Source organism: Hymenobacter sp. CRA2 (assembly GCF_002007105.1).
Lineage (GTDB): Bacteria > Bacteroidota > Bacteroidia > Cytophagales > Hymenobacteraceae > Solirubrum.
The window spans coordinates 1-24,711 of record NZ_MVBC01000012.1 but is presented as its reverse complement, the minus strand read 5'-3'; the positions used below and the strand labels follow the sequence as shown (position 1 = coordinate 24,711).

Sequence of the window (24,711 nt, the reverse complement as noted above, 5' to 3'; positions counted from 1 at the left end):
TACAGGAAGTAAGGGCAAAAGAAAAGGGGCGGAGAATATCTCCGCCCCTTTCGAGGAAAACCAAGTCGGTTGCTTAGTTGAAGATGTAGCGCACGCCGAGCTGACCCTGCCAACGCGAGTTGAAAGGAGCAATGTCGTACGAGCGGTTGTTGGTCGCAAAGCCGCTGGGGAAAGTGAAGGTCGGCTGTACGTTCGGCGCCGAGGTACCTACTACCGACAGCAGTTCGGTGGCGTTGTTCAGCAGCGAGTACTGGTGGCCCCAGTCCTTGTTCAGCAGGTTGCCGAAGTTGATGATATCAAACGTCAGTTGGATGGTGTTCTTTTTGCCGCCGGCCATGAAGTTGAAGTCTTGGGTCAGACGAACGTCCACCTGATGCGTCCAGGGCATACGGGCACCGAAACGCTCGGCGTACTGGCCCTTATGGCTACGCAGGTAGGGGTCGTTGTTGATGAAGGCTTCCAGCTGGTTCTGCACCGTTGCTAGGTCGCGTCCTTCCGAGGCAGCCAGTTTGATCTGGTTGGGGTCACGTACGTCCGTCGGGATGTAGATCAGGTCGTTACCCGTGCTGCCGTCGTTGTTCAGGTCGCGGTTGTACAGGTACGTGATGGGCGCACCCGACAGACCTTCGTACACGGCCGAGATGCCCGTGGCAAACTTGTCGCCGCCGTAGCGCAAGGTGTAGCCACCCGTGGCCAGAATGCGGTGACGCTGGTCGTTGCGCGAGTAGCCCAGTTCCGGGTTGTTCGGGTCAAACTGAATCTGGTTGAAGCCCCAGTTTGACGAAGCCGTGCTGCTCGAGCCGCTGTTGATTTCCTTCGATACGCCGTAGGTGTAGGCAACGGTCGTGCTCAGGCCGTTAGTGAACTGCTTCTGCAGCTGAGCCGTTGCGTTATAGCGGTAGCCTTTGTTGGTGTTGTCCAGCAAATACACGTTGGTGAAGTTCTGGTCGAGGCGACGAGGCGGCAGGGTAGCCGTACCGCCCGTGCTGCTCGAGTACACCGGACGCTGGTCCGGACCAGCTAGGCGGCCAATCGGGTCAGCCAGGTTGATATCCTTGTAGTAGATATCGTTCAGGGTCTTGGTGTAGATACCTTCCACCGTAGCCACGATGTCGCCAGGCAGACGGAAGTCAACGGCCAAGTTGGTGCGCCATACCTGCGGCAGCTTGAAGTCGTCGCTCAGCACGTTCACCTGCGTGGTGCGGGCAGCACCGGCGGCGTAGTAGCTCGGGAACTGCGAGATGTCCGTGAGCACAACCGGCTGGTTGTTGCCGTTGCGTACCGAAGCCGGGTTAGTTACGTCGACGGAGCCTTGGATGATGCCACTGTTGGTGTAGCTGTTCGAAATCCACACGAACGGCACACGGCCGGTGAAGATACCCGTACCGCCGCGCACCTGCACTTTGGCGTCGTTGTTCACGTCCCAGTTGAAGCCCAGGCGCGGAGCAAACAGCAACTGGCCGCCAGGTAGGTTCTGGGTGTTGATGCCGCCGTAGCGGGCGTAAGCCGCTTGGTCGACTACTTTTTGGTTGAAGGCCGGCTTGTCATTGAACACCGGGATGTCTACGCGCAGACCGCCAGTCAGACGCAGGTTCTCGATGGGCGAGTACTGGTCTTGCACATAGAAGCCCAGCTGCGCAGCCGAGAATTTGGCTTCGCCGTTATCGGCGGTAGCGTAAGCCGCCTGAATGCGGTTGGCGCGGCCGGCGTAGAAGTTGGCCAGCGAGTTAAACTGGTAGAACCCGTTGCCGTTGTTTAAGAACAGATTCCGGAACTTGAAGAACTCGTTGTGGGTACCGGCCGTCAGCGTGTGCTTGCCGAAGGCGGCCGTCACATTGTCGGTTACTTCCACGATGTCCTGATCCAGCTCGTTGGCTGCCGAGCTACGCTCCGTACCGAAGGTGTAACGGTTGGCGCCAGCCGTGATTTCGAAGGCCGGGAAGATGTCGCCCTGCACGCCGCGGGTATCGCGGATGCGGTTGTAGCTCAGCAGCAGCTTGTTCGAGTAGCGGCCCAAGCGGCTGTTCAATTCCACAACGGAGCTGTTGGTCACGTTGTTGAACTTGTAGGCGTTGGTGCCGAAGCGCAAAGACGTCGACGTACGCGAGTTGTTGTCGTCGAAGGCTTCCACGTAGTTGTGGCGAACCGTCAGTTGGTGGTTCTGGGACAGGTTGAAGTCCAGACGACCAAAAATCTTATTGCTTTCGCGACGAACGTTGATGGCGCCGTACTCGCCTACTTCGTAACCATACTGGTTGCGTACGTAGTTGGTGATGGAGTCCAGCGTGCTGGTGCGGATGCGCGAGGTCGAAGTGCCGGGCTCGAAGGAGAGTGGGGTGCTCTGACGGGCAATTTCACCGTTCAGGAAGAAAAACACCTTATCCTTCACGATGGCACCGCCTACGCGGGCACCGGTCTGGTAGTTGTAGAACTCTTCTGCTTTGGTGCGGGGCTCGGTTACGCTCTTGCCTACCGAGTTCTGGTTACGGCCGAAGCCGTAGACCGAAGCCGAAAAGTCGTTGGTGCCCGAACGGGTGACGGCGTTTACGCCGCCGCCGGTGAAGTTGCCCAGCGTCACGTCGTAGGGAGCCACGACTACCTGGATTTCCTGAATTGCGTCCAGCGCGATGGGGGTAGTACCCGACTGGCCACCGGGCGTGCCGCTACCGGCCAGACCGAATACGTCGTTGTTTACCGCACCGTCGATGGTGATGTTGTTATAGCGGTTGTTCGAGCCACCGATGGAACTGCTGCCGCCACCGTTAGCCTGAGGGTTGAGGCGGGTGAAGTCGTTCAACGAACGGTTCAGGGTGGGCAGGCGCTGAATCTGCTCGCGCGTTACGGTAGTTTCAGCACCCGTGCGGCCGGCGTTGATAACCGGGTCGCGACGACCGGAAATTTCTACGCCTTGCAGCTGAGTGGTTGCTTCGCTCAGGTTCACATCCATGCGCAGCGTCTGGCCCAGCGTCAGGTACACGCCCTCGCGGGTGGTTTCCTGGTAGCCTACGAACGTCACGCGGATAGTGTAAGGACCGCCCACGCGCATGTTCTGAATGTTGTAGCGGCCTTCCGAGTTGGTGGGAGCTACGTACTGCGTGTTCGTGGGCGTGTGAATGGCAATAACCGTCGCACCGGGCAACCCTTCCCCAGCTTTGTCGGTAATAGTACCACCCATGGCAGAGGTGGTAGCACCTTGACCCCAACTCTGAGTAGCCGCAACTGCTACCAGCGTCGGCGCCAGGAGATGGTGAATAAACTTGTGTCTCATGAGTGAGTGCGTTGGTGAAACGGAAACAATGTGCTTAATTGGGCTCAGCCTGTCAGGTGTGCTCCCGGTTAATAGATGCCGCTAAAGGGGCGTCCGTCGACCGGTGGGCCAAATGCAGGAGAAAGACGTCAGAACAAGAGGGGAAAGCAGGGAGACGCGAGGCAAAAAACGGCGCAAAGCTACTGCACGAAGAGGCAATTTGTATTACTGAACTGTTACATGTCGCAGAAAGGCGATTTTGGTAACAGCCAGACCAATGGCTTGGCAAATCTACGACGGAAATTCACAACTTAGGCCGTACTGCTTTAATAAAGCGGCGTAGGTAATAATCACTCTCCAGCGCATTCTCGACGACCCCTAATGAGGTGGAAGCGTGGATGAACTGAACGCCTTCGTCGCTAACTTCCGTCACAAGGCCCACGTGCGTAATGGTATTACTACCAGCAGAAGCACCGAAAAATACCAAATCGCCGGCTTGCAGGTCCTGGGTACGTACCGGTTCGCCCCACACGGCTTGTTCGTTGGAAGAGCGCGGAATTTCTATACCGGCTGCGGCAAACGACACATTCAGCAAGCCCGAACAGTCGAGCCCCAACCGGGTAGTGCCGCCAAATTTGTAGGGCGTGCCTTGGTAGGAGCGGGCCGTCTGGATAACGGTAGCCAGCTGGCGGCTGACCGAGGCTGCGCTGCTCGGGCGCTTAGGCGCCTTGGCCACAATCTTGCGGCCACCCGGGCTCATGCGTGCCGTCTTGGTTTTAACCTTGGTCTTGGAGGAGCCCACGCCGCGTCGCTCGGCGGCTTTCATGCGCGCTATTTCCGAGGCGGAATAGTAGCGGCCGTTGCGGTAATTCAGCTTCTTGGTGCCGCCGCAGCCGGCAAGGCACAACAGGCCGGTAAGCAGCCACAGAAACAACCGGGCATCGGGCCGGGCTGAATGCTGTACCTTTGGTGGGAACGTTTTCCGCATCGGCACAAAGATACGCGAATGAGTCATTTGCTTGAAGAAATCCGGTTTGGGCAGCTCACGACCGAACTCCTGGCGGCCTTCGAGGCCATCGTAGGAGAGGAGCACGTACTCACGCCCGGCCGCCTGGAAGAGGACGAGTACGTCCGCTATGGCCAAGACCATACCGAAGACCTCGCTTACCGGCCCGACGTGGTGCTACGCCCCGCCAACGCCGACGAGGTTAGCCGTATTATGCGGCTCTGCTACGAACACCGCTTGCCCGTCACGCCGCGGGGGGCGGGCACGGGGCTTTCGGGTGGGGCGCTACCCGTGCACCATGGGGTGGTGCTGAGTACCGAACGGCTCAACAAGATTCTGCACATCGACGAGCGGAACCTGCAGGCTACGGTGGAGCCCGGCGTCATCAATGAGACCTTTCAGAACGCGGTGAAGGAGGTCGGGCTGTTTTATCCGCCCGACCCGGCCAGCAAGGGTTCCTGCTCTTTGGGCGGCAACCTGGCCCACAGCAGCGGCGGGCCGAAGGCGGTGAAGTACGGTACCACCAAGGACTACGTGCTGAACCTAGAAGTGGTGCTGCCCAACGGCGACATCATCTGGACGGCCGCCAACACCCTGAAAAATTCGACCGGCTACAACCTGACCCAGCTCATGATTGGCTCGGAGGGCACGCTGGGCATCATCACTAAAGTGGTGTTTCGCCTACTGCCGTACCCGCCGCAAAACGTGCTGATGCTGGTGCCTTTCCGCCAGGAAGAGCAGGCCGCCGAGGCGGTGTCGGCCGTGTTTCGCGCGGGCATCATTCCGTCGGGCATGGAATTCATGGAGCGCGAGGCCATTGCCTGGTCGTCCGATTACCTCAAGATTCCGCTCACGCTGCCCGAGGATATCAAGGCGCACTTGCTCATCGAATTGGACGGACAGGATCTGGACCAGCTCTATAAAGAAGCGGAGCAGGTATATGCCGTGCTGGAAAGCTACGACGTAGGCGAAATTCTGCTGGCCGACAATGCCACGCAGAAGGACGAACTGTGGAAAATTCGCCGCAACATTGGCAATTCGGTGCGCTACAACTCTGTATATAAGGAAGAGGACACTGTAGTGCCCCGCGCCGAGCTGCCCACGCTGCTCAAGGGGGTAAAGGAAATCGGCGCCCGCTACGGCTTTAAAAGTGTCTGCTACGGCCACGCCGGCGACGGCAACCTGCACGTGAATATCATCCGCGGCGACCTGGACGACGAGATGTGGAACGTGGGACTGCGCCAACCCATCACCGAAATCTTCGAGCTGTGCGTGAAGCTCGGCGGCACGATTTCGGGGGAGCATGGCATCGGTCTGGTGCAGAAAGGCTACATCGGTATTGCCTTGAAAGAGGCTAATCTGAACCTGATGCGCGGCATCAAGCAGGTATTCGACCCGCACGGAATTCTCAACCCCGGCAAGATCTTCTAAGCACGGGTTTAGATGGATTGGTCGTATCGCACGGATTTCGTGGGCGATTATAGAGCCGAAGCTGGAAAGCTTCGGCTCTTTTTGTTTCCTGCCGAGCCTAGCGGGTATAAATACAACAGCCCGACCGCAAGGCCGGGCTGTTTGATATGACGCACAATCGTCCACGAAATCCGAGCAATACGACCAATCCGTCTAAATCCGTGATTCTTACTGCTGCGTTTTCAGCCGGTCTTCGCCGCCATAGGGGGCACCGTCGTTGATGTCGCCGCGCAGGCCGCCCATCGAAATACCGCCCTCGTTTTCATAGGGGGCCTTGGCGGTGCCGGGAGCGGCAGCTTCGTTGCCGGGGACTTTGTCGCCGCTGCCGACTTGTGAGCCGGTAGCTGGCTGGCCGATGCCGGTAATGGCCGTAGTGGCCTCGCCGACGGGGCCCGCCAACTCGTTGACTTTCTCGATGTACTGGCGCTTGGCGTCGTCTTGGCTCACGCCCTTAAACTTGCTCCACGCATCCCACTGGGCCTGCGACATGCCAGGCTTACCGCTCGGGTCATCGGGCGAGTCGTCGCCCACGTTCTGCGGATCCAGGGTGTCATGGTCGCCTTCGGTGGCTTGCTTGTACAGGCCGTACAGGTCATTCATGTGGGCGGCGGCCTGGTCGCCGGGCAGGTTGTCGACGCGCGACACGGCCTGCTCAAATTCTTGTTGCAGGTTTAGCTGATTCTGAAGGCTCATCGTATGGAGGGTGCTTTGAAAGTGGGACTGGATAATCGGCCGGGCCGATAGGAACTCTACTGCCACCGCCTAGCTTTGGTTGCGCCAGGCCCGTTGCGGCGGCAACGGTGCTAATTCGTCTGCCCCAAGTCCTGAACCTTCGTACCTTTGCCCACCAATTATGTGTGGAATAACCGGACTCTTCGCCTTTTCTGACCCTGGTCGGTCGTCGCTCGCGGGCCTGCAAGCTTCCACCGACGCTATTGTGAGCCGGGGGCCCGACTCGCAGGGGCATTTCGTATACGACTGCGTAGGCCTGGGCTTCCGGCGCCTCGCCATTCTCGACCTTTCCGCCGATGGCAACCAGCCCATGACCGACGAGTCGGGGCGGTACACCATCGTCTTCAACGGCGAGATTTTCAACTTCCGCGAGCTGCGCGCCAAGCTGCAGAAGAAGGGCTACACTTTTAAGTCGCACACCGACACGGAGGTTATTCTGAAGCTCTACATCACGGAGGGCCGCGGCTTTCTGAAGAAGCTGAACGGCTTTTTCGGGCTGGCTATTTACGATAAAGAGGAAAATACCCTCTTCATCGCCCGCGACCGGATGGGCGTGAAGCCCTTATTGGTGTACCGCGACGAGGACAAGCTCATGTTTGCCTCGGAGATGAAGTCGCTGCTGGCCCTGGGCGTACCGCGCAAGCTCGACTACGCGGCCCTGAGTCATTACCTGCAGCTGAACTACATTCCTGGTCCGGCTACCATCTTCAAGGGCGTCAAGAAATTGTTGCCCGGCCATTACCTCTTTATTAAGGCCGACGGCAAGGTGGTGCGCAAGCGCTGGTACAAGATTCCGTACGACCCGAAGAAGGTTGCCAAAAACAAGCTCAGCTACGAGCAGCAGCAGGCCAAATTGGTCGAGCTGATGGACGCCTCCGTGGCGCGCCGCCTCGTGGCCGACGTGCCGTTGGGCGCCTTCCTGAGCGGCGGCATCGACTCTTCGGTGGTGACGGCGCTGGCTGCCAAGCACACGCCGCACCTGAACACGTTCAGCATCGGCTTCAAGGACGAGCCCTTCTTCGACGAGACGAAGTACGCCAACTTGGTGGCCAAGATGCACAAGACCAACCACACGGTCTTCTCGCTCACCAACAACGACATGTACCAGCACCTGTTCGACGTGCTGGACTACTTCGACGAGCCCTTTGCCGACTCCTCGGCCCTGGCCGTGTACATCCTCAGCCGCGAAACCCGGCAGAAGGTCACCGTGGCTTTATCGGGCGACGGGGCCGACGAGATGTTTGCCGGCTACAACAAGCACATGGGCGAGTGGCAGGTGCGCAACCCCGACTGGAAGGCCGAGGCCGTCACGGGCCTGAACCTGTTGTGGGATGCGCTGCCTAAGTCGCGCAATTCGTACTTCGGCAACAAGGTGCGGCAGTTTCAGCGCTTCTCGCGCGGCATGCTCTCCGGCCCCAAGGACCGTTACTGGGACTGGGCCACCTTCGTTAACGAAAAGGACGCCCGCTCGCTGCTTAGCCCGGAGTCGCGGCGCAAAGTCAACAAGAAGCTGGCCGAGAAGCGCCGCAAGGATATTCTGGAGAACATTCACGCCGATGGCGACCTGAACGAGGTGCTGCTAACGGACATGGGCTTGGTGCTGCCCTACGACATGAACACCAAGGTGGACCTGATGAGCATGGCCAACTCGCTGGAAGTGCGCAGCCCTTTTCTCGATTACCACGTCGTCAACTTCGCCTTTTCGCTGCCCGTCGACAGCAAAATCAACGCCCAGCTGAAGAAGCGCATCGTGCAGGATGCTTTCCGCCCAATGCTGCCCGAGGAGCTGTACAAGCGCCCCAAACACGGCTTTGAAGTACCCCTGCTGAAGTGGTTCCGCAACGAGCTGCGTCCGCTGATTGAGGACGACCTGCTATCGGATGGTTTTGTAGAATCCCAAGGAATTTTTTCCGTGGACGCCGTGCGGGCATTGAAGCAGCAACTATTTTCGCGTAACCCCGGCGACGTGCACGCCCGCATCTGGGCGCTCATTGTGTTCCAGCATTGGTGGAAGCGCTATATGATGCCCGGTAGCGGGGTGGCCACCAGCAAGTCGACGCTGGCGCAGTCGGCCAACTCTTAATTCCTTCATTCCAGACATCGTCTTCGCCATGAAAATTGCAGTTGTAGGCACGGGCTACGTGGGCCTCGTGACGGGTACTTGCTTTGCCGAAGTTGGCATTGAGGTAACCTGCATCGATATCGACCAACGGAAAATTGACAACCTCAAGCAAGGGATTCTGCCCATTTACGAGCCCGGCTTGGAGGAAATGGTAACCCGCAACGTCGAAGCGGACCGCCTGCACTTCTCCACCTCGCTGGCCGAGAGCATTCAGGATGCCGACGTGGCCTTTATCGCCGTGGGCACCCCGCCCGGCGAAGACGGCTCGGCCGACCTGAAATACGTGCTGGCCGTGGCCCGCGGCATTGGCGAGAACATTAACCGCCATTGCGTGGTGGTGACCAAGAGCACCGTGCCGGTGGGCACGGCCGCCAAGGTGCGCCGCGAAATCGAGCAGGCGCTGGCTAAGCGCGATGCCGACATCGAGTTTGACGTGGCCTCCAACCCCGAGTTCCTGAAGGAAGGTGCCGCCATCGACGACTTCCTGAAGCCTGACCGCATTGTGGTAGGTGTGGCCTCGGAGCGCGCCGAAGAGGTGATGCGTCGCCTCTACAAGCCCTTCCTGATGAACGGCCACCCGATCATCTTCATGGACATTCCGTCGGCCGAAATGACGAAATACGCCGCCAACTCCATGCTGGCGACCAAGATTTCGTTCATGAACGACATTGCCAACCTGTGCGAAATCATGGGGGCTGATGTGAACAAGGTGCGCCTGGGCATCGGCTCCGACGCCCGCATCGGCAACAAGTTCATTTATCCCGGTATCGGCTACGGCGGCTCCTGCTTCCCCAAGGACGTGAAGGCGCTGATCAAGACGGCTTCGGAAAACGGTTACGAGATGCAAGTGCTCAAAGCCGTGGAAAACGTCAACGATAACCAGAAGTCGGTGCTCTACAGCAAGGTAGAGCAACACTTCGGGGGCGACCTGACCGGCAAGAAATTCGCCGTGTGGGGCCTCTCGTTCAAGCCCAAGACCGACGACATGCGCGAAGCACCGTCGCTGGTTATCATCGAAAAGCTGCTCGAAGCTGGCGCGACGGTAACCGCTTACGACCCGGTGGCCATGAAGGAAGCCCAGCATAGCCTGGGTGACCGGATCGGCTACGCCAAGGATCAGTTCGAGGCCCTGATCGACGCCGACGCCCTGCTGGTGGTAACGGAGTGGCCGCAGTTCCGCTCACCCAACTTCGGGGTGGTAGCCCGCCTGATGAGGCAGCGCGTGGTTTTCGACGGCCGCAACATCTACGACGCCCAGGAGATGGAAGAAGCCGGTTTTGCCTACCACTGCATCGGCATCCGCACGCGTCACCGGGAGCCCGCGGTGCAATAAAGCCCGTCGGCGGATAGCCTAAATCAATTCCAAACCTGCTAATATCAGCTAACAGCCTATGGCTAACAGCTCCGAAAAGAAACGCGTCCTGATTACGGGCGGCGCCGGCTTCCTCGGCTCGCACCTCTGCGACCGGTTCTTGGCCGAAGGGTACCATGTCATTGCCATGGATAACCTCGTGACCGGTAACCTCGCCAACATCGAGCACCTGTTCGGCAAAAAGGACTTCGAGTTCTACCACCACGATGTGTCGAAGTTTGTCCATGTGCCGGGCAACATCGACTACATCCTGCACTTTGCCTCGCCGGCCTCGCCCATCGACTACCTGAAGATTCCGATTCAGACCCTGAAGGTCGGCTCGCTTGGTACGCACAACCTCCTGGGCTTAGCCCGGGTGAAGAAAGCGCGTATCATCATTGCCAGCACCTCGGAGGTGTACGGCGACCCGGACATTCACCCGCAGGTAGAGGAGTACCACGGCAACGTGAACCCGGTGGGTCCGCGCGGCTGCTACGACGAAGCCAAGCGCTTCCAGGAAGCCATTACTATGGCTTACCACAACGTGCACGGCGTGGAAACCCGCATCGTGCGCATCTTCAACACCTACGGCCCGCGCATGCGCCTCGACGACGGCCGCGTACTGCCGGCATTCCTGAGCCAGGCCCTGAAAGGGGAGGAGCTGACGGTGTTCGGCGACGGGTCACAAACCCGCTCGTTCTGCTACGTGGACGACCTGGTAGAAGGCATCTACCGCCTGCTGTTGTCGGATTACCACCTGCCCGTGAACATCGGCAACCCAGCGGAAATTACAATCAGGGAGTTCGGCGAAGAAATTGCGCGCCTGGCCGGGGTCGAGTTTAAGCCGACTTTCCACCCGCTGCCGGAGAACGACCCGCTGAAGCGCCGTCCGGACATTACCAAGGCCCAGGAGATTCTCGGCTGGGAGCCGAAGATTGACCGCGCCGAAGGCCTGCGCCGGACGCTGGAGTACTTCAAGGAAAACATCCAGACGCCCGCTTAAGCAGCACCGAAGTGCCATCCCATGCCCGAAACGAATGCGGCTCTTGTCGCAGGCGTTTCGGGCATTGCGCATTTGTGGGCACGGTTCTGGAGCTGCTGTCAGCTAGGATGCTTCCGCGCGAACGGTTAGCTTTGCAACAGCTCCTCCTATGAATTCAGCCTACCTGCTTCCGCACTTAATCACGTTGCCCCGGCTCGGCGAACCCAGCATCGGGTACATTTCGGTGGTGGAAGCTGAAGGTGCGTTGCCCTTTCGGGTAGAGCGGGTGTTCTGGACGTACTACACGCCCGAGAGCATTCTGCGGGGGCGCCATGCCCACCACCGCACCGAGCAAATACTAGTAGCCGTGGCGGGACGCATCGTGGTGACGGCCGAAACGCCCGATGGCACATTGCACACCTTCCGGCTGGAGGAACCCAACGTGGGCCTGTACCTACCGCCCAATGCCTGGCACACCATGCAGTACTCGCACACGGCGGTGCAGCTGGTCATGGCCTCGCAGCCCTACACCGAAACCGATTATATCCGCGACTACGACGAGTACCGGCGGGTGTGGGCACCTCTGGCAGGCCACTAACCGGTTAGTACTGCGGCTTTTTCTGACTTATGCCTGTTTCGTTTCTTTCCTTTGCCGCCCAGCACGACCCCTTGCGCCAGGACATCATGGCCGCTATCGGGCAGGTATACGACTCGCATTACTACGTGCTGGGCAAGTCGGTGCAGCAGTTTGAGCAGGAATATGCCGCCTTCTGCGGGGTGCCGCACTGCGTGGGCGTGGCCAATGGCCTCGATGCACTGCACCTGGCGCTGGTCGCGCTGGGAGTAGGGGAGGGCGACGAGGTCATCGTGCCTTCCAATACCTACATCGCCACCTGGCTGGCCGCCACGTTTGTGGGCGCCACGCCGGTGCCCGTGGAGCCCGACCCGCACACGTACAACCTTGACCCGGCTCGCATCGAAGCCGCCATCACGCCGCGTACCCGGGCCATCATGCCGGTGCACTTGTACGGGCAGGCTTGCGCCATGTCCGAAATCATGGCCGTAGCGGCGCGGCACGGCCTGCACGTGGTGGAAGACAACGCGCAGGCACAAGGGGCAGCCTGGCAGGGGCAGCTGACCGGCAGCTTTGGGCAGTTGAACGCCACCAGCTTTTACCCCGGCAAAAACCTCGGCGCCCTCGGCGACGCCGGCGCCGTGACTTGCCACGATGCTACCTTGGCCGAGCGTGTGCGCACCCTGCGCAATTACGGCTCGCAGCAGAAATACTACAACGAGCGAGTCGGTTATAACTCGCGTCTGGACGAGCTGCAGGCCGCCGTGCTGCGCGTGAAGCTGCCCCACCTGCCCACCTGGACGGCGCAGCGGCAACAGCTGGCTGCCCGCTACGATGCCTTACTAGCCGACTTACCCGAACTGGTGCTGCCTCGCACCGCGCCCGGTGCCACGCATGTGTACCACCTATACGTGGTGCGCACCGCCCGCCGCGACGCACTACAGCAGCACCTCACCCAGCACGGCATCGGCACGCTAATTCATTACCCGGTACCCCCGCATCTGCAGCAAGCCTACGAGTTTCTGGGCTACCAGCCCGGCGCTTTTCCGCTGGCCGAAGAGCTGGCCCGCACCAGCCTCAGCCTGCCGCTGTGGCCGGGCATGACGGAAACCGATCTGCAGGCTGTAAGTACCGCCGTGCACTCCTTTTTTAACTGATTTTCGGCCGCCGTTTTCTCGCATGCCCAAGCTTTCCGTCATCATTCCCTGCTACTTCAACGAAGGCAACATCCCCGTCACCACGGCGGAACTGCTGGCCAACGAAGCCCGGTTCCCGGCCGAAGTAGAAGTAGAGTACGTGATGGTGGACGACGGCTCCGGCGACAATACCCTGCAGGCCCTGCTGGCTTTTCAGAGCCAGGTGCCCGACCGCGTGAAAGTGGTGGAGCTGGCCGGCAATGTCGGTTCCTACAACGCCATCGTAGCTGGTATGGAGCAGGCCACCGGCGACTGTATGGTCATCATCACCGCCGACCTACAGGACCCGCCGGAGCTGATGGTACAGATGTACCAGTACTGGAAGCAGGGCATCAAGCTGGTTATCGGCAACCGGCAGGACCGAGAGGAAACCGGCCCGCAGAAGCTATTTGCCAACCTGTTTCACACCCTGATGAAGCGTCTGGCCCTGCCCAACATTCCCGACGGCGGCTTCGACTACGTGCTCTTTGACCGGCAGGTGCGCGACCAGGTGGTGCAGCTGCAGGAGCGCAACAGCAACCTGTTTTACCTGATGATCTGGCTGGGCTACGCCTACGTCAACATCCCTTACGTGCGGCAGAAGCGCAAAATCGGGAAGTCGCGCTGGACACTGCAGAAAAAGGTGAAGCTGTTCATTGACTCGCTGCTGTCCTTCTCGTTTTTTCCCATCCGCCTGATTTCGGGCATGGGCCTGACGCTGGGCCTCGCGGCGCTGCTCTACGGCTGCTACATCGTGCTGCTCAAGATTAGCGGCTCGCATGTGCCCGAAGGTTGGACCACGCTCATGCTGATTGTGCTGCTGGTGTCTTCCTTTCAGATGATTGCCCTGGGCATCATTGGCGAGTACGTATGGCGCGGCCTCGATGCGGCCCGCAGCCGCCCGCTGTACGTGGTCAAGCAAGTGTATGGGCCCGTCCAGTAAGCGCCTGCCCGCCGATCGGTGGCTGCTGGCCATCCTCGCCCTGGGCCTGCTGCTACGCCTGGCATTCTGGTGGAAGGGCGCAACCATCTACTACGGTGCCGGCCAGGAGCATTACAACGGTGACTCCTTTTCCTTCATCGAAAGCTTCATGAACTGGTGGCGCTCCGGGCAGTATACCCTGGAGCCGCTCATTCCGGATGCTGCTTTCGGCCGCTTGCCCGGTTACCCGTTCTTCTACGGCCTGCACTACGTGCTTTTCGGGCCGCAGCGGGTGGCAGCCGCCCTCACGGCCACCCAGATTCTCTGCGATACAGGCACCATCGCGCTGCTGTACTACACGTTGCGCCGTTGGACCGGCGGTGCAACTTTGGCGCCGCGCCTGGTAGCCCTGCTCTACGCCGCTTATCCCTTCGCCATCGTGTGGGTAACTGTGGTGGGCAGCGAAACCATGAATACCTTCTGCACGGTGCTCTGGCTGAATGTGATTACGGCGCGGGCTCATACCCGCCGCCATTACCTGCTGGTGGGGTTGCTGACGGCAGCCGCTTTCTACGTGCGTGAGTTCATGGGCATTCTGTTGCCTATCAGCCTATTGTTCGTGTGGCTCTGGCCAGCCGAAGGTGCGCTCCTGCGCCGCTGGCAACGCCCCGCGTGGGTAATGCTCGGCTTTCTGCTGCTCTATGCCGGCTGGCCGCTGCGCAACTATATCAACTACGGCCGCTGGGTATTCGTGAAGCCGGTAGCGGCCGGCTATGCCAACCAGCGCGAAGACATGCAGGCTTACCTCGATTGGCTGCATTGCTGGACCAACGACAATACCACCTGGGTGGAAGGCTTAGTGCGCGACGTGCCCTTGCACTACCCGGGGGAGATATTTCAGGACGCTACCGAAGAACGCCGGGCCTATGCCCTGACGGCGCTAGCGGCTCGCTGCGGCAGCAGCTTCCACCTACGCCGCCTCGATACGCATGAGTATCGGCTAGTATTGCCGGAGCGCTTTGCCAACTGTAATGCCCAGGTAGCCGCGGGCTTCGACTCCCTGCGCCGCAGCTACATCCGCCGCCAGCCCGTGGCCTACTACACCGCCGTACCCACTGCCAACCTGGTCAAAGCCTTTTTTAAGACGGCCACGGTGCACCAAGTGTCCAGCGGCAAGCTGCTGATTCAGCGGGTGCTGTTTCTGTACCGCACGCTGCTGCTACTGGTAGGAGCGGCGGGCCTGTTGGCGGCCCGGCGGCAGGCCCTATTCGGGCCGGTAGCCGCTTACTTCCTGTTCATTTATTTCTACGTGAGCTTCGATTTTCGGAGCCTGGAAATGCGCTACCTGCTGCAGGCGGATGTGTTGCTGCTGTTGCCCGCAGCTTGGCTCCTCGCCCGGGTTGCTGCTCGTTTGCTTCCGCTGCGGCTTGCGAGGGCTACGCAGGTCCCGTAGGCCGCAGCAGGTATTCGTTAGTCGGTGCGCTACTATTTTTTGCGCCTTTCAGCCTTGCTGGAAAGCTCCTATCTTTGTGCCCCAGAAAAACAAACCGGTTTTTCCCTTAGCCCATTCGCATGAGTGCCCAGCCAACCAGCATCGTCATTACTTCTATCTTCGCGCCGACCAAAGCCGTAACCAAGTTCGCCTCGCTGCCGGATTACCAGCTGGTAGTGGCCGGAGACAAGAAGTCGCCTGCTGACTGGAGTGAGCCCAACGTGGCTTATTTATCCGTGGCCGATCAGGAGGCCCTCGGCTTCCGCATGTTCGACAAGCTGCCCTTCAACCACTACGGCCGCAAGATGATGGGCTACCTGCACGCCATCCGCCAAGGGGCGCAGGTTATCATCGATACCGACGACGACAACATCCCGTACGACGATTGGACGTTCCCTTTCATGGAAGGCGAGTTTGACGTATCGCCGAGCGGCAAAGGGTTTGTCAACATCTACAAGAACTTCACCAGCCACCACATCTGGCCGCGCGGCTACCCGCTGGATCTGATCCTGAACCAGGAGCAGGTGCTGAAAGACGACCAACTGCAAAAGCAGAACGTGAAGATCGGGGTGTGGCAGGGCCTGGCCGACAGCGACCCGGACGTCGACGCCATCTACCGTCTGGTGGACAACACGGAAGTGTTCTTCGACAAGCGCACGCCCATCGTGCTGGCTGAGGGCACGCTCTGCCCCTTCAACTCGCAGAACACGGCCGTACGCCGCGAACTGTTCCCGCTGCTCTACCTGCCGGCCTACGTTACGTTCCGCTTCACCGACATCCTGCGCGGCCTGATTGCCCAGCCCATCATGTGGGCCCACGGCTACCGCCTCGGCTTTACCGAAGCCACCGTGCTTCAGGAGCGCAACCCGCACGATTACGTAAAGGACTTCGAGTCGGAAATCCCCTGCTACCTGCACCCGAACCGCGTCATTGCCGCCGTCAACCGCGCCATCGACCCGGCGGTAAGCGTGGGCGAAAACCTGCGCCGGGCTTACGCCGAACTGGCCAAGGAAAGCATCGTTACCGAGCAGGAGCTGGAGCTATTGGATCTGTGGCTGGCTGACCTGCAGGGTCTCGGCATCTAACCGCACCGCAAGCGGCCCAGGCAGCAGCTTATGCCGCGGCGGCTGCCTGGGCCGCACGACTTCGCCTGCATTGGCATTCCGGTTGCGCCCGCAACTGACGACCTTTCCTCACGTAGGCTGTGCGAGCTGCGCAGCCTCGCTTCGGAGTGGCGAACTGGATGTTGCGCGGGTTTGGCCCCTACTGACGGGCTACGCCGGCGCACGCCGGGCGACATACCTTTTTATATTCCTTACCACCTGCAAAAAATCGCCGCTTCCACCGGGCGGCAGCCGCAATACATATGGAACAGAACGCGAAAATCTACGTGGCCGGCCACCGCGGCATGGTTGGGTCGGCCATCGTGCGCCGACTGGCGGAGGCCGGATACCACAACGTGGTGGTTCGCACTTCTAAGGAGCTCGACCTGCGCAGTCAGGAGGCAGTACGCGCGTTCTTTGCGGAAGAGAAACCGGAATACGTAGTGCTGGCCGCCGCCAAGGTAGGCGGCATCCATGCCAATAATACCTACCGCGCCGACTTCCTGTACGACAACCTCATGATCGAATCCAATGTGATTCATGAGAGCTACGTGCAGGGCGTCAAGAAACTGCTTTTCCTAGGTTCGTCGTGCATTTACCCGAAGCTGGCTCCGCTGCCGCTGAAGGAAGACGCGCTGCTGACGGGTTTGCTGGAGCACACCAACGAGCCTTACGCCATTGCCAAGATTGCCGGCATCAAGCTGTGCGATGCGTACCGGAGCCAGTATGGCTGCAACTTCATCTCGGCCATGCCGACGAACCTGTACGGCCCGCACGACAACTACGACCTGAAGAACTCCCACGTACTTCCGGCCCTAATTCGGAAGTTCCACGAGGCTAAACAGCAAAACGCGCCAGAAGTAGAAGTATGGGGCACGGGCACGCCCCGCCGCGAACTGATGCACTCCGATGATCTGGCCGATGCCTGCTTCTTCCTGATGCAGCATTACAACGAGCCTGGTTTGATCAACATCGGTACCGGTGAAGACCTGAGCATCCGCGAGCTGGCCGAACTTGTGCGCGACGTAGTGGGCTACCAGGGGCAGATCCGTTTCAACACCAATTACCCCGACGGCACGCCGCGCAAAGTGATGGATGTGAGCAAGCTGGCTTCGCTCGGCTGGCACTACACTACCAAGTTGGAAGACGGCGTTCGTCAAGTATATTCCGAATACCAACAAGCCTAACCGCCGCCCGTTGAACAGCGCCGCCCACACCTCCGCCGCGTCCACCTCGAACTACCGGATTACCTACGTCGTAACGACGTACAACAAGCTGCCGTACCTGCAGCAAGTGTTGGGGCGGCTGGTGGCGGCGCGGCAGGCGGACGAGGAAATCGTGGTGTGCGACGGGGGCAGCAAGGACGGCACGGGCGCCTACCTGCAGCAGCTCCACGAAGCCGGGCAGATCCAGCAGTTCGTCTCCGAGCCCGACAAGGGCGAAGCCCACGGCTTCAACAAGGGCCTGCTGATGGCGCAGGGGGAATTTGTCAAGTTCATCACGGACGACGACGCGTTTCACTACCCGGCTATCCGCCGCGCCGCTGCCTTCATGCAGCAGCACCCCGAGGTGGACGTAGCAGTGAGTTACTCGGCAGGTACCTACCTTGATAACCCCGGCGAAGCCTACATTCTCCACGGGCCGCGTCAAGAGTTTGAGCGGTGGCTGGATGACCAGACGCCGTTCTGGATGGTGGGCCTATCGCTGCTGATTCGCCGTCGCTCACTCGCGCTGACGGGGTTCCTGTACACGGGCATGGTGCTGGTTGATATGGAGTACATTCTCCGCATGACCAGCGTCGGCGCCAATATCGGGTGGTACACGGGGGTAATGAGTATGCACGTAGCCAACCCCAATGGCAACTTCTCAAAGATGAAGCAGGAAGCCATCAAAGAGGAAGGACTACGGGCGCACGCCTTCTACCTGGGCCACGCACGCCAGCGGCGGTCGATGAAAGCCATACAGCGTGACGTAATGGAAGCGCTGAAGAAACCCATTCGTCCGCTGAAGCGGGCGATATTCGCCCGTCTCGGACTGGCCCAGATTCAGCATCGTCAAGGGATTGAGACCGGCTACGTGCCGCAGGAAGGCGAAGACGCGCTGACGGCAGTATACCGTGTCTGCGACGAGTTCCTGACAGCCCAAAACGAGGGCGTCGAGACGGAGTTTATTTTCCGGGGCAACCGCAAGTAAGCCTTCGGATATTCCTTGTAAGTGGGCCGCTACCATGTCTTCCTTGGAAGGCATAGCAGCGGCCCACTTGCTGTAGAGAGCTACTGCTTGCCCAAGCACTAGCGCCGCATCACCCTTACCTCTCGCAAACCAGGCTACTCTTGGATATGATGCTTTAGGCAGTAGCCAGAGTGATATACCTAACTTTATACAATTGGCCGAATATTAATTATGGTGCTGGTAGTCATGGTATTAATGATTTGAAGTTGTGGGGAGAGCTTGGTGCCTCATTCGTGTTAATAACCTATCCGAAACCTTTTGATTAACAAAATCACCTTACCTTTGCCGGCTCATTCACGACTTTGCTTGAGTATGGCAGATATAGCTTCCGCGAGCGGCGCACCGGCAGTTACCATTCCTATTTTCAACACGTTTGTCCATGCTTCGGCGCAGGCGCGTGTAGCTGAAGTGCTGAACACGACCTTCCTGAGCGAAGGCAAGCTGGTGAAGGAGTTCGAAGCGCGGCTGGCTTCGGAGTTGGGCATGGCCAACCCGGCTGCCCTGAACAGCGGAACCAGCGCGCTGCATCTGGCAGTAGTAGTGGCGGGCATCGGCCCCGGCGACGAGGTCATCATGGCCCCCCAAACCTTTATTGCCTCCGCGCTGGCAGTGGTGCAGGAAGGGGCAACGCCCGTGTTTGCCGACATCCACTACGAGAACGGCAACATCGACCCAGCTACGATTGAAAGCCGCATTACCCCGCGTACCAAGGCCATCATGGCCGTGCACTGGGGCGGTTATCCCTGTGATTTGGATGAGATTCACGCCATTGCCAAAAAACACGGCCTGCTGGTGATTGAGGATGCGGCTCACGCTCCCGGTGCCACCTACAAAGGCCGGGCTATCGGCTCAATTTCTGATTTTACCTGCTTCTCGTTTCAGGCTATTAAGCACCTGACCACCGGCGACGGTGGCGCCCTGTGCTGCCCCGACCCGGCCAATGCGCGCGAAGTATTCCGCCGCCGTTGGTTCAGCATCGACCGCGCCAACTCGCCCGTGTCGGAAATCGGCGAGCGGGTGTACGACCTGACCGACGTAGGGTATAAATACCACCTGAGCGACTACGCCGCGGCCCTGGGTATTGCTAACCTGGAAGGCTTCCAGGAACGCATGACGTACCGCCGCCAGTTGGTGCAGCAGTACGAAGAAGGGCTGCGCAACGTGCCCGGCGTGACGCTGTTTCAGCACCAGGCCGACCGCGAAAGCGCCCATTGGCTTTTCGGCTTCCACGTAGAAAACCGTCTGGAGTTCATCCGGGCTTTGCGGGCCAAAGGCATCGTAAGCTCGGTGGTGCACGACGGCATTGATAAAAACACGCTTTTCGGCGGCAAGCGTCAAGAGCTGACGAAGCAGCGCCGTTTTGACGAAACCCAAATTCACGTGCCGCTGCACGATGCGCTGACTACCGAACAGGTAGCTTTCGTCATCGACACCATTAAGCAGGGCTGGTAATATGAAAGTAGTATTGTTTGGCGCCAACGGATTTGTTGGCAGCAACGTGGCCGAAGTGCTGCGTGAAAACGGCGTAACGCCTATTGAGGCGTCACGCGCCACTGGCTTGGACCTGCGCGACACGGCGCAAGTGACCGAGTTCCTGAAAAAGCACCGGCCCAATTTCATTATCAACTGTGCGGCCCACGTCGGCAGCCTTAACTACGTTACGGAACTAGCCGCAACGGTTATTGCTGACAACACCCGCATGATCCTGAGCATGTACGAGGCTGCGGCAGCGGCCTGCCCGCGTGCCATCATCATTAACCCTATTGCCAACTGCGCCTATCCTGGCCAGGCCGAGCTGTACCGGGAAGATGAGTGGTGGAACGGGCACCTGCACCGTTCGGTACTGGCTTACGGCTCCACGCGGCGGTTGCTGTGGACGGTGGCAGAAAGCTACGCCATGCAGTACGCCATGCGCAGCATCAATCTGCTGGTGCCCAATATGTACGGCCCCTTCGATTCGACCGACCCCAACAAGGCGCATGCCCTGAATGCGTTGGTATCGAAATTTGTGAAGGCCGAAAAAATCAGCCAGCCCGAGCTGCCCATTTGGGGTACTGGGGTGGCTATTCGGGAGTGGCTGTACGCGCGTGATTTTGCCCGCATCGTGTGGGACATCATGCTGCTGCCCGACCGTCCCGGTCTGGACCAGCCGCTCAACATTGCGCAGAACGATGGCCTCAGTGTGAAGGAGTTGGTGGACATCATTCAGGCGAAATTCGACTACCGCGGCAAGGTGGTTTGGGACCACAGCAAGCCCGATGGCGCCCCCAAGAAGGTGATGGACGATACCCGTTTCCGGCAAGTATTCCCCGACTTTAAGTTCACGGATTTCGAGCAGGGCATTGCTAATACCATTGCCTACTACGAGTCGGTTTTCCCTTACTAAGTACGGTTCCTTGTTGGCGCGTGCCAACGTCTTTCGCCCACTTCAACAACCAAGCTCATGAGTTCTTCTGGTGAAAAACTAAACTCCCCTCAGTACGACAAGTCGTTGCTGAAGAGCTGCGGTGAGGATGTGTTCATCAGCTCCAATATCGAAATCCGGCGCCCGCACCTTGTTTCGGTGGGCAACCACGTGGCTATCGATACGGGCTTCTACCTGACTACGGCCGCCGAAATCGGTGACTACATTCACATTGCGCCGTACACCACCATTATCGGTGGGTCGCAGGCGTTATTAAAAATGGGGCATTTCGCATCCATTGCTGCGGGTAGCCGTATTATCTGCGCCAGCGACGAGCACCTCGGCCATGGTTTGGTCGGCCCGACCGTTCCCGAAGAGTATCACGACATCGTCCACACCGCTCCGGTGGTGTTTGAGAACTTCGCCAACATTGGTACGAACGTAATGGTGATGCCCGGGGTAACCTTGGGCGAAGGCAGCGTCGTCGGGGCTGGCTCCCTGGTCAATAAAGACACCGAACCCTGGACCATCTACATCGGCGTGCCCGCGCGCCCGGTGAAGGTGCGCCCGCGGGAACGGATGTTGACATTTGCCAAAGAGCTAGGCTATTTCAACTAACACCACCAAGCCCGTTTGCTTGGCTTCGCCTACTTCATGGCCACCAACCCCCAATTACAATCCCCCCAGTTCGACAAGTCGTTGCTGAAGAGCTGCGGCGAAGATGTGTTCATCAGCGCCAACGTTGAAATCCGGCGCCCGCACCTTGTCACGGTGGGGAGCCACGTAGCCATCGACTCGGGCGTTTACCTCACCACTGCCGCCGAAATCGGGGATTATACTCACCTGTCGCCTTACCTCACCATTATCGGTGGGGCCCAAAGCACTTTGGTCGTGGAGCATTTCGTGACCATTGCCGCTGGCAGCCGCCTTATCTGTGGTTCCGACCACTTTATGGGCGACGGGTTTACCAGCGTCACGGTACCCGAGGAGTTCCGCGATTCGGTGGACCTGGGTACCATTCGCTGCGAGAAGTTTTCGGGCATCGGCACCAACGTGGTGATTATGCCCAACGTGACCATTGGCGAAGGCTGCGTAATCGGTGCCTGCTCACTGGTTACGGCTGACACCGAACCCTGGACGGTGTATGTGGGCGTGCCAGCCCGGCCGGTGAAGGTTCGGCCGCGGGAAAAAATGCTGGAGTACGCCAAGCGCCTCGGCTACTGATAACGGAGCGGACAACATGAGTGAATATCGCATTTCGTACGTCGTAACGACGTACAACAAGCTGCCGTACCTGCAGCAGGTGCTGGGGCGGCTGGTGGCGGCGCGGCAGGCGGACGAGGAAATCGTGGTGTGCGACGGGGGCAGCAAGGACGGCACCGCTGCCTACCTGCAGCAGCTCCACGACGCCGGGCAGATCCAGCAGTTCGTCTCCGAGCCCGACAAGGGCGAGGCCCACGGCTTCAACAAAGGGATGCTGATGGCCCGCGGCGAGCTGATTAAGATTATTACGGACGACGACGCGTTTCACTACCCTTCCATTCGCCGCGCCGCCGCCTTCATGCAGCAGCACCCCGAGGTGGACGTGCTGTCCGGCAATACGGGGCAGGTCATGCTGGAAGACCCCAGCTATGCTACCCTGTATGAAGATGTAGAAGCCAACTTCCAGCGCTGGTTTGACACCAAGGAAGTTATCTGGATGATTGGCCTGCCGCTGCTGATTCGGCGCAAGTCGCTGGCGCTGACGGGCTTGTTTCATACCGGCATGGTGCAGATCGATACGGAATTTACGTACCGCATCACCAGCCTCAAGGTCAACATCGCGTGGAGCACCGCCATGCTGGCCATGCGTATCGAAAACCCGCAAAGCAATTTCCGGGTGATGAACCAAGGCAAAGCGGCGCGGGCCAGCGAGGTAGAAGCAGAGCGCATGCGCCACTTCTACGACAAGCAGATCGGCACCAGCTACCTGGAGCGTATGAAGCCGCAGTTCGGCTGGAGCGAGATTCTCAAGCGCCCGTTGCGGCCGGCCAAGCGTCGGCTGTTCGATGTATTGAACATCAAGCAGTACCAGGGCTTCGAGCGGATGCCTACCGGCTACGTGCCCAATGCAAACGCTGACCGCCTGAACGAGGCCTTCCGGGTGTGTGATGAATTCATGGAGCAGTTTAATGCCCGGCGCCCCGAAGAGTACAAATTCCGCTCCCAGGCCATCGATAAAGCGCTGCAACAACTGAAATAACCTAGTAAGCAGAGCGGCAGCGTTCGTAGGTTTATTTACCGCTACTACCGACTAAATAGCCCGGTTGGGCTACTTATAAGCCTATGGCCAGAACTTTCTGGGGGCTTCCTCCGTTCCGCCCGTCGGAATTACACAATCCATGAAAGTTTCTAAGATCCTAACCTCACGTTCTTTCGAATTTGATCCGAGCTACCACTTGATCTTCGAGTGGGAAGATGGGCTAGCCAAAGCCTTGTCGTTGCCGGTTGTCGATGCCAAGCCCTTTTACCGGAAGATGCTGATCAACCGCTACACCAAGCGTGTGTTCAATGCTTTCGGCGATAGTGCTCTGATGGCGCTCAACAACATAGTGGAGGCGCCGGTAAAGGCGAAGAAGTCCGACGCGAAGAATCTGGTGTTCGAGCTGTACGTCAGCAAGGAACCTAACTTTTCGACTTCCGCGAAGGCTATTCCGATCATGATTGACTTCTGGAAGCATACCGACCTGGAGCAATTCTACCGGATTTACAAGGACTGTGAGCTGGTGCTGATTTCCAGCCTCGAGGCCTACTGCTTTCTCAAAGCGCACGGCTGCCCGCTCAACATCGAGCACTTCCCGCTGAGCTTGTCGGATAATCTGCGCATGCTCCCCGAAACGCACTACGAAAAGAAATACGACGTACTGCTGGCCGGCCGCCTGAACATCCGCACGAACCAAAACCTGCGCAACTATTTAGAAGAGTTTGTACTCAAATACCCGGACGTAGAGTACCTCTACCAAAAGGAAATCAACGGCGAGTTTTACTACGAGTCGAACAAGAACGGCATCATCGGCAAGTTCCAGTCGCGCGAGAAGTACTTGGAGCTGCTGCGGGCCAGCCGAATTTCCTTCTACAGCACGCCAGGCATTGATGGGGGCGAAGTGCGCACCGGCGGTTTCAACCCGGTAACGCCCCGCTACCTGGAGCTGCTGAGTGCCCAGTGCCGCCTGATTGGCAAATACCCTGACAACGAGGAAACCGAGTTTTACGAGTTGAAAAAGGTGTGCCCCAGCGTAGGTTCCTACGAAGAGTTTGAGCAGGTGATGCTGCGCTACCTCAACGACGACAAGCCGTCCTTCGACACGCACCGCGCCATCCTGGACAAGCACTACACGTCCTGCCGCGCAACGCTGCTGAAAGAAATTCTGGCCCGTAACTAACGAAGGTCTACTTAGTCCCTGACGCGCTGCCCGTTGGCAGTGGAAGAGGGGCAAGTAACCCTTATCAACTGCTCCCGGCCGCCGCTAAACGGGAGTAGACGCTCATAGCCTGGGTGCACTACCTCTGTTCGTGATTACCGCCGAGGGTTTTACGACCGTTGGTTGCGGCATTAATTGCCTCGCTCAGGCCGGTGCACCACAGCGTTCCGCCCGCCCTAATCCGGATGGCAGGTTGGCGAGGAAGCTGATTATCCGTACTTTTGCCGTCCAATGTGCCTAATCGACTGAAAGGCACCTGTTGTTTTTGTAATCCCCTAACTTCCGTATGAAAGTAGCTCTGGTCACTGGCATCACCGGTCAAGATGGTGCCTATCTTGCCGAACTTCTGTTGCAAAAAGGGTACGAGGTGCACGGCATCAAGCGCCGTTCGTCCCTGTTCAACACGGACCGCATCGACCACCTGTACCAGGACCCGCA

Annotated in this window: 21 protein-coding genes; 18 read left to right on the top strand and 3 right to left on the bottom strand. The window is 59.1% G+C overall.

What is annotated here, in order from left to right:
• Window positions 1–73: 73 nt before the first annotated feature.
• Together B0919_RS17815 and B0919_RS17810 are read right to left on the bottom strand one after the other, a co-directional pair.
• A complete protein-coding gene (locus B0919_RS17815) occupies window positions 74–3,268 on the bottom strand; it encodes a TonB-dependent receptor (RefSeq protein WP_078013645.1) in 3,195 nt (1,064 codons plus the stop codon).
• A 283-nt stretch (window positions 3,269–3,551) separates the two neighbouring features.
• Window positions 3,552–4,235, bottom strand: a complete 684-nt coding sequence (locus B0919_RS17810; RefSeq protein WP_254846605.1) for a C40 family peptidase — start codon at window positions 4,233–4,235, stop codon at window positions 3,552–3,554.
• An 18-nt stretch (window positions 4,236–4,253) separates the two neighbouring features.
• On the opposite strand from B0919_RS17810, the gene B0919_RS17805 reads away from it, so the two are divergent.
• On the top strand, window positions 4,254–5,684 hold the full coding sequence (locus B0919_RS17805) for an FAD-binding oxidoreductase (protein WP_176133112.1): 1,431 nt from the start codon (window positions 4,254–4,256) through the stop codon (window positions 5,682–5,684).
• 207 nt (window positions 5,685–5,891) lie between these two features.
• On the opposite strand, the gene B0919_RS17800 is transcribed toward B0919_RS17805, so the two are convergent.
• Window positions 5,892–6,416 carry an acyl-CoA-binding protein gene (locus B0919_RS17800; RefSeq protein WP_078013644.1) on the bottom strand — a complete coding sequence of 175 codons (525 nt, stop codon included), beginning with the start codon at window positions 6,414–6,416 and terminating at the stop codon, window positions 5,892–5,894.
• A 160-nt stretch (window positions 6,417–6,576) separates the two neighbouring features.
• On the opposite strand from B0919_RS17800, the gene asnB reads away from it, so the two are divergent.
• From asnB to B0919_RS17715, 17 genes are all read left to right on the top strand, one after another.
• Window positions 6,577–8,538 (top strand): asparagine synthase (glutamine-hydrolyzing), encoded by a 1,962-nt coding sequence (asnB, locus tag B0919_RS17795; protein WP_078013643.1) that lies wholly within the window; start codon window positions 6,577–6,579, stop codon window positions 8,536–8,538.
• Between the two features lie 28 nt (window positions 8,539–8,566).
• Window positions 8,567–9,910 (top strand): UDP-glucose dehydrogenase family protein, encoded by a 1,344-nt coding sequence (locus B0919_RS17790; protein WP_078013642.1) that lies wholly within the window; start codon window positions 8,567–8,569, stop codon window positions 9,908–9,910.
• Between the two features lie 58 nt (window positions 9,911–9,968).
• Window positions 9,969–10,931: a UDP-glucuronic acid decarboxylase family protein gene (locus B0919_RS17785; protein ID WP_078013641.1), complete on the top strand. Its 963-nt coding sequence runs from the start codon at window positions 9,969–9,971 to the stop codon at window positions 10,929–10,931.
• Between the two features lie 148 nt (window positions 10,932–11,079).
• On the top strand, window positions 11,080–11,508 hold the full coding sequence (locus B0919_RS17780; RefSeq protein WP_078013640.1) for a sugar 3,4-ketoisomerase: 429 nt from the start codon (window positions 11,080–11,082) through the stop codon (window positions 11,506–11,508).
• 29 nt (window positions 11,509–11,537) lie between these two features.
• Window positions 11,538–12,641 carry a DegT/DnrJ/EryC1/StrS family aminotransferase gene (locus B0919_RS17775; protein WP_078013639.1) on the top strand — a complete coding sequence of 368 codons (1,104 nt, stop codon included), beginning with the start codon at window positions 11,538–11,540 and terminating at the stop codon, window positions 12,639–12,641.
• Between the two features lie 22 nt (window positions 12,642–12,663).
• Window positions 12,664–13,602 carry a glycosyltransferase family 2 protein gene (locus B0919_RS17770; RefSeq protein WP_078013638.1) on the top strand — a complete coding sequence of 313 codons (939 nt, stop codon included), beginning with the start codon at window positions 12,664–12,666 and terminating at the stop codon, window positions 13,600–13,602.
• On the top strand, window positions 13,586–15,034 hold the full coding sequence (locus B0919_RS17765) for an ArnT family glycosyltransferase (protein WP_078013637.1): 1,449 nt from the start codon (window positions 13,586–13,588) through the stop codon (window positions 15,032–15,034). The genes B0919_RS17770 and B0919_RS17765 overlap by 17 nt, the downstream gene beginning before the upstream one ends.
• 119 nt (window positions 15,035–15,153) lie before the next feature.
• Window positions 15,154–16,158, top strand: coding sequence for an STELLO glycosyltransferase family protein (locus tag B0919_RS17760; RefSeq protein WP_078013636.1), 1,005 nt, complete (start codon window positions 15,154–15,156; stop codon window positions 16,156–16,158).
• A 281-nt stretch (window positions 16,159–16,439) separates the two neighbouring features.
• A complete protein-coding gene (locus tag B0919_RS17755) occupies window positions 16,440–17,363 on the top strand; it encodes a GDP-L-fucose synthase family protein (protein WP_078013635.1) in 924 nt (307 codons plus the stop codon).
• Between the two features lie 10 nt (window positions 17,364–17,373).
• Window positions 17,374–18,369: a glycosyltransferase family A protein gene (locus B0919_RS17750; protein ID WP_176133111.1), complete on the top strand. Its 996-nt coding sequence runs from the start codon at window positions 17,374–17,376 to the stop codon at window positions 18,367–18,369.
• 351 nt (window positions 18,370–18,720) lie between these two features.
• Window positions 18,721–19,860: a DegT/DnrJ/EryC1/StrS family aminotransferase gene (locus tag B0919_RS17745; protein ID WP_078013633.1), complete on the top strand. Its 1,140-nt coding sequence runs from the start codon at window positions 18,721–18,723 to the stop codon at window positions 19,858–19,860.
• Between the two features lies 1 nt (window position 19,861).
• Complete coding sequence (locus B0919_RS17740) at window positions 19,862–20,794, top strand: NAD-dependent epimerase/dehydratase family protein (RefSeq protein WP_078013632.1); 933 nt, start codon at window positions 19,862–19,864, stop codon at window positions 20,792–20,794.
• Between the two features lie 57 nt (window positions 20,795–20,851).
• Window positions 20,852–21,430 (top strand): acyltransferase, encoded by a 579-nt coding sequence (locus B0919_RS17735; RefSeq protein WP_078013631.1) that lies wholly within the window; start codon window positions 20,852–20,854, stop codon window positions 21,428–21,430.
• A 36-nt stretch (window positions 21,431–21,466) separates the two neighbouring features.
• Window positions 21,467–22,036, top strand: coding sequence for an acyltransferase (locus tag B0919_RS17730; protein ID WP_078013630.1), 570 nt, complete (start codon window positions 21,467–21,469; stop codon window positions 22,034–22,036).
• Window positions 22,037–22,052: 16 nt separating this feature from the next.
• A complete protein-coding gene (locus B0919_RS17725) occupies window positions 22,053–23,054 on the top strand; it encodes a glycosyltransferase (protein WP_078013629.1) in 1,002 nt (333 codons plus the stop codon).
• 139 nt (window positions 23,055–23,193) lie between these two features.
• Window positions 23,194–24,234 (top strand): glycosyltransferase family 1 protein, encoded by a 1,041-nt coding sequence (locus B0919_RS17720; protein WP_139362223.1) that lies wholly within the window; start codon window positions 23,194–23,196, stop codon window positions 24,232–24,234.
• Window positions 24,235–24,559: 325 nt separating this feature from the next.
• Window positions 24,560–24,711, top strand: a 152-nt coding sequence (locus tag B0919_RS17715; RefSeq protein WP_139362222.1) for a GDP-mannose 4,6-dehydratase, incomplete at its 3' end; no start/stop codon positions are given.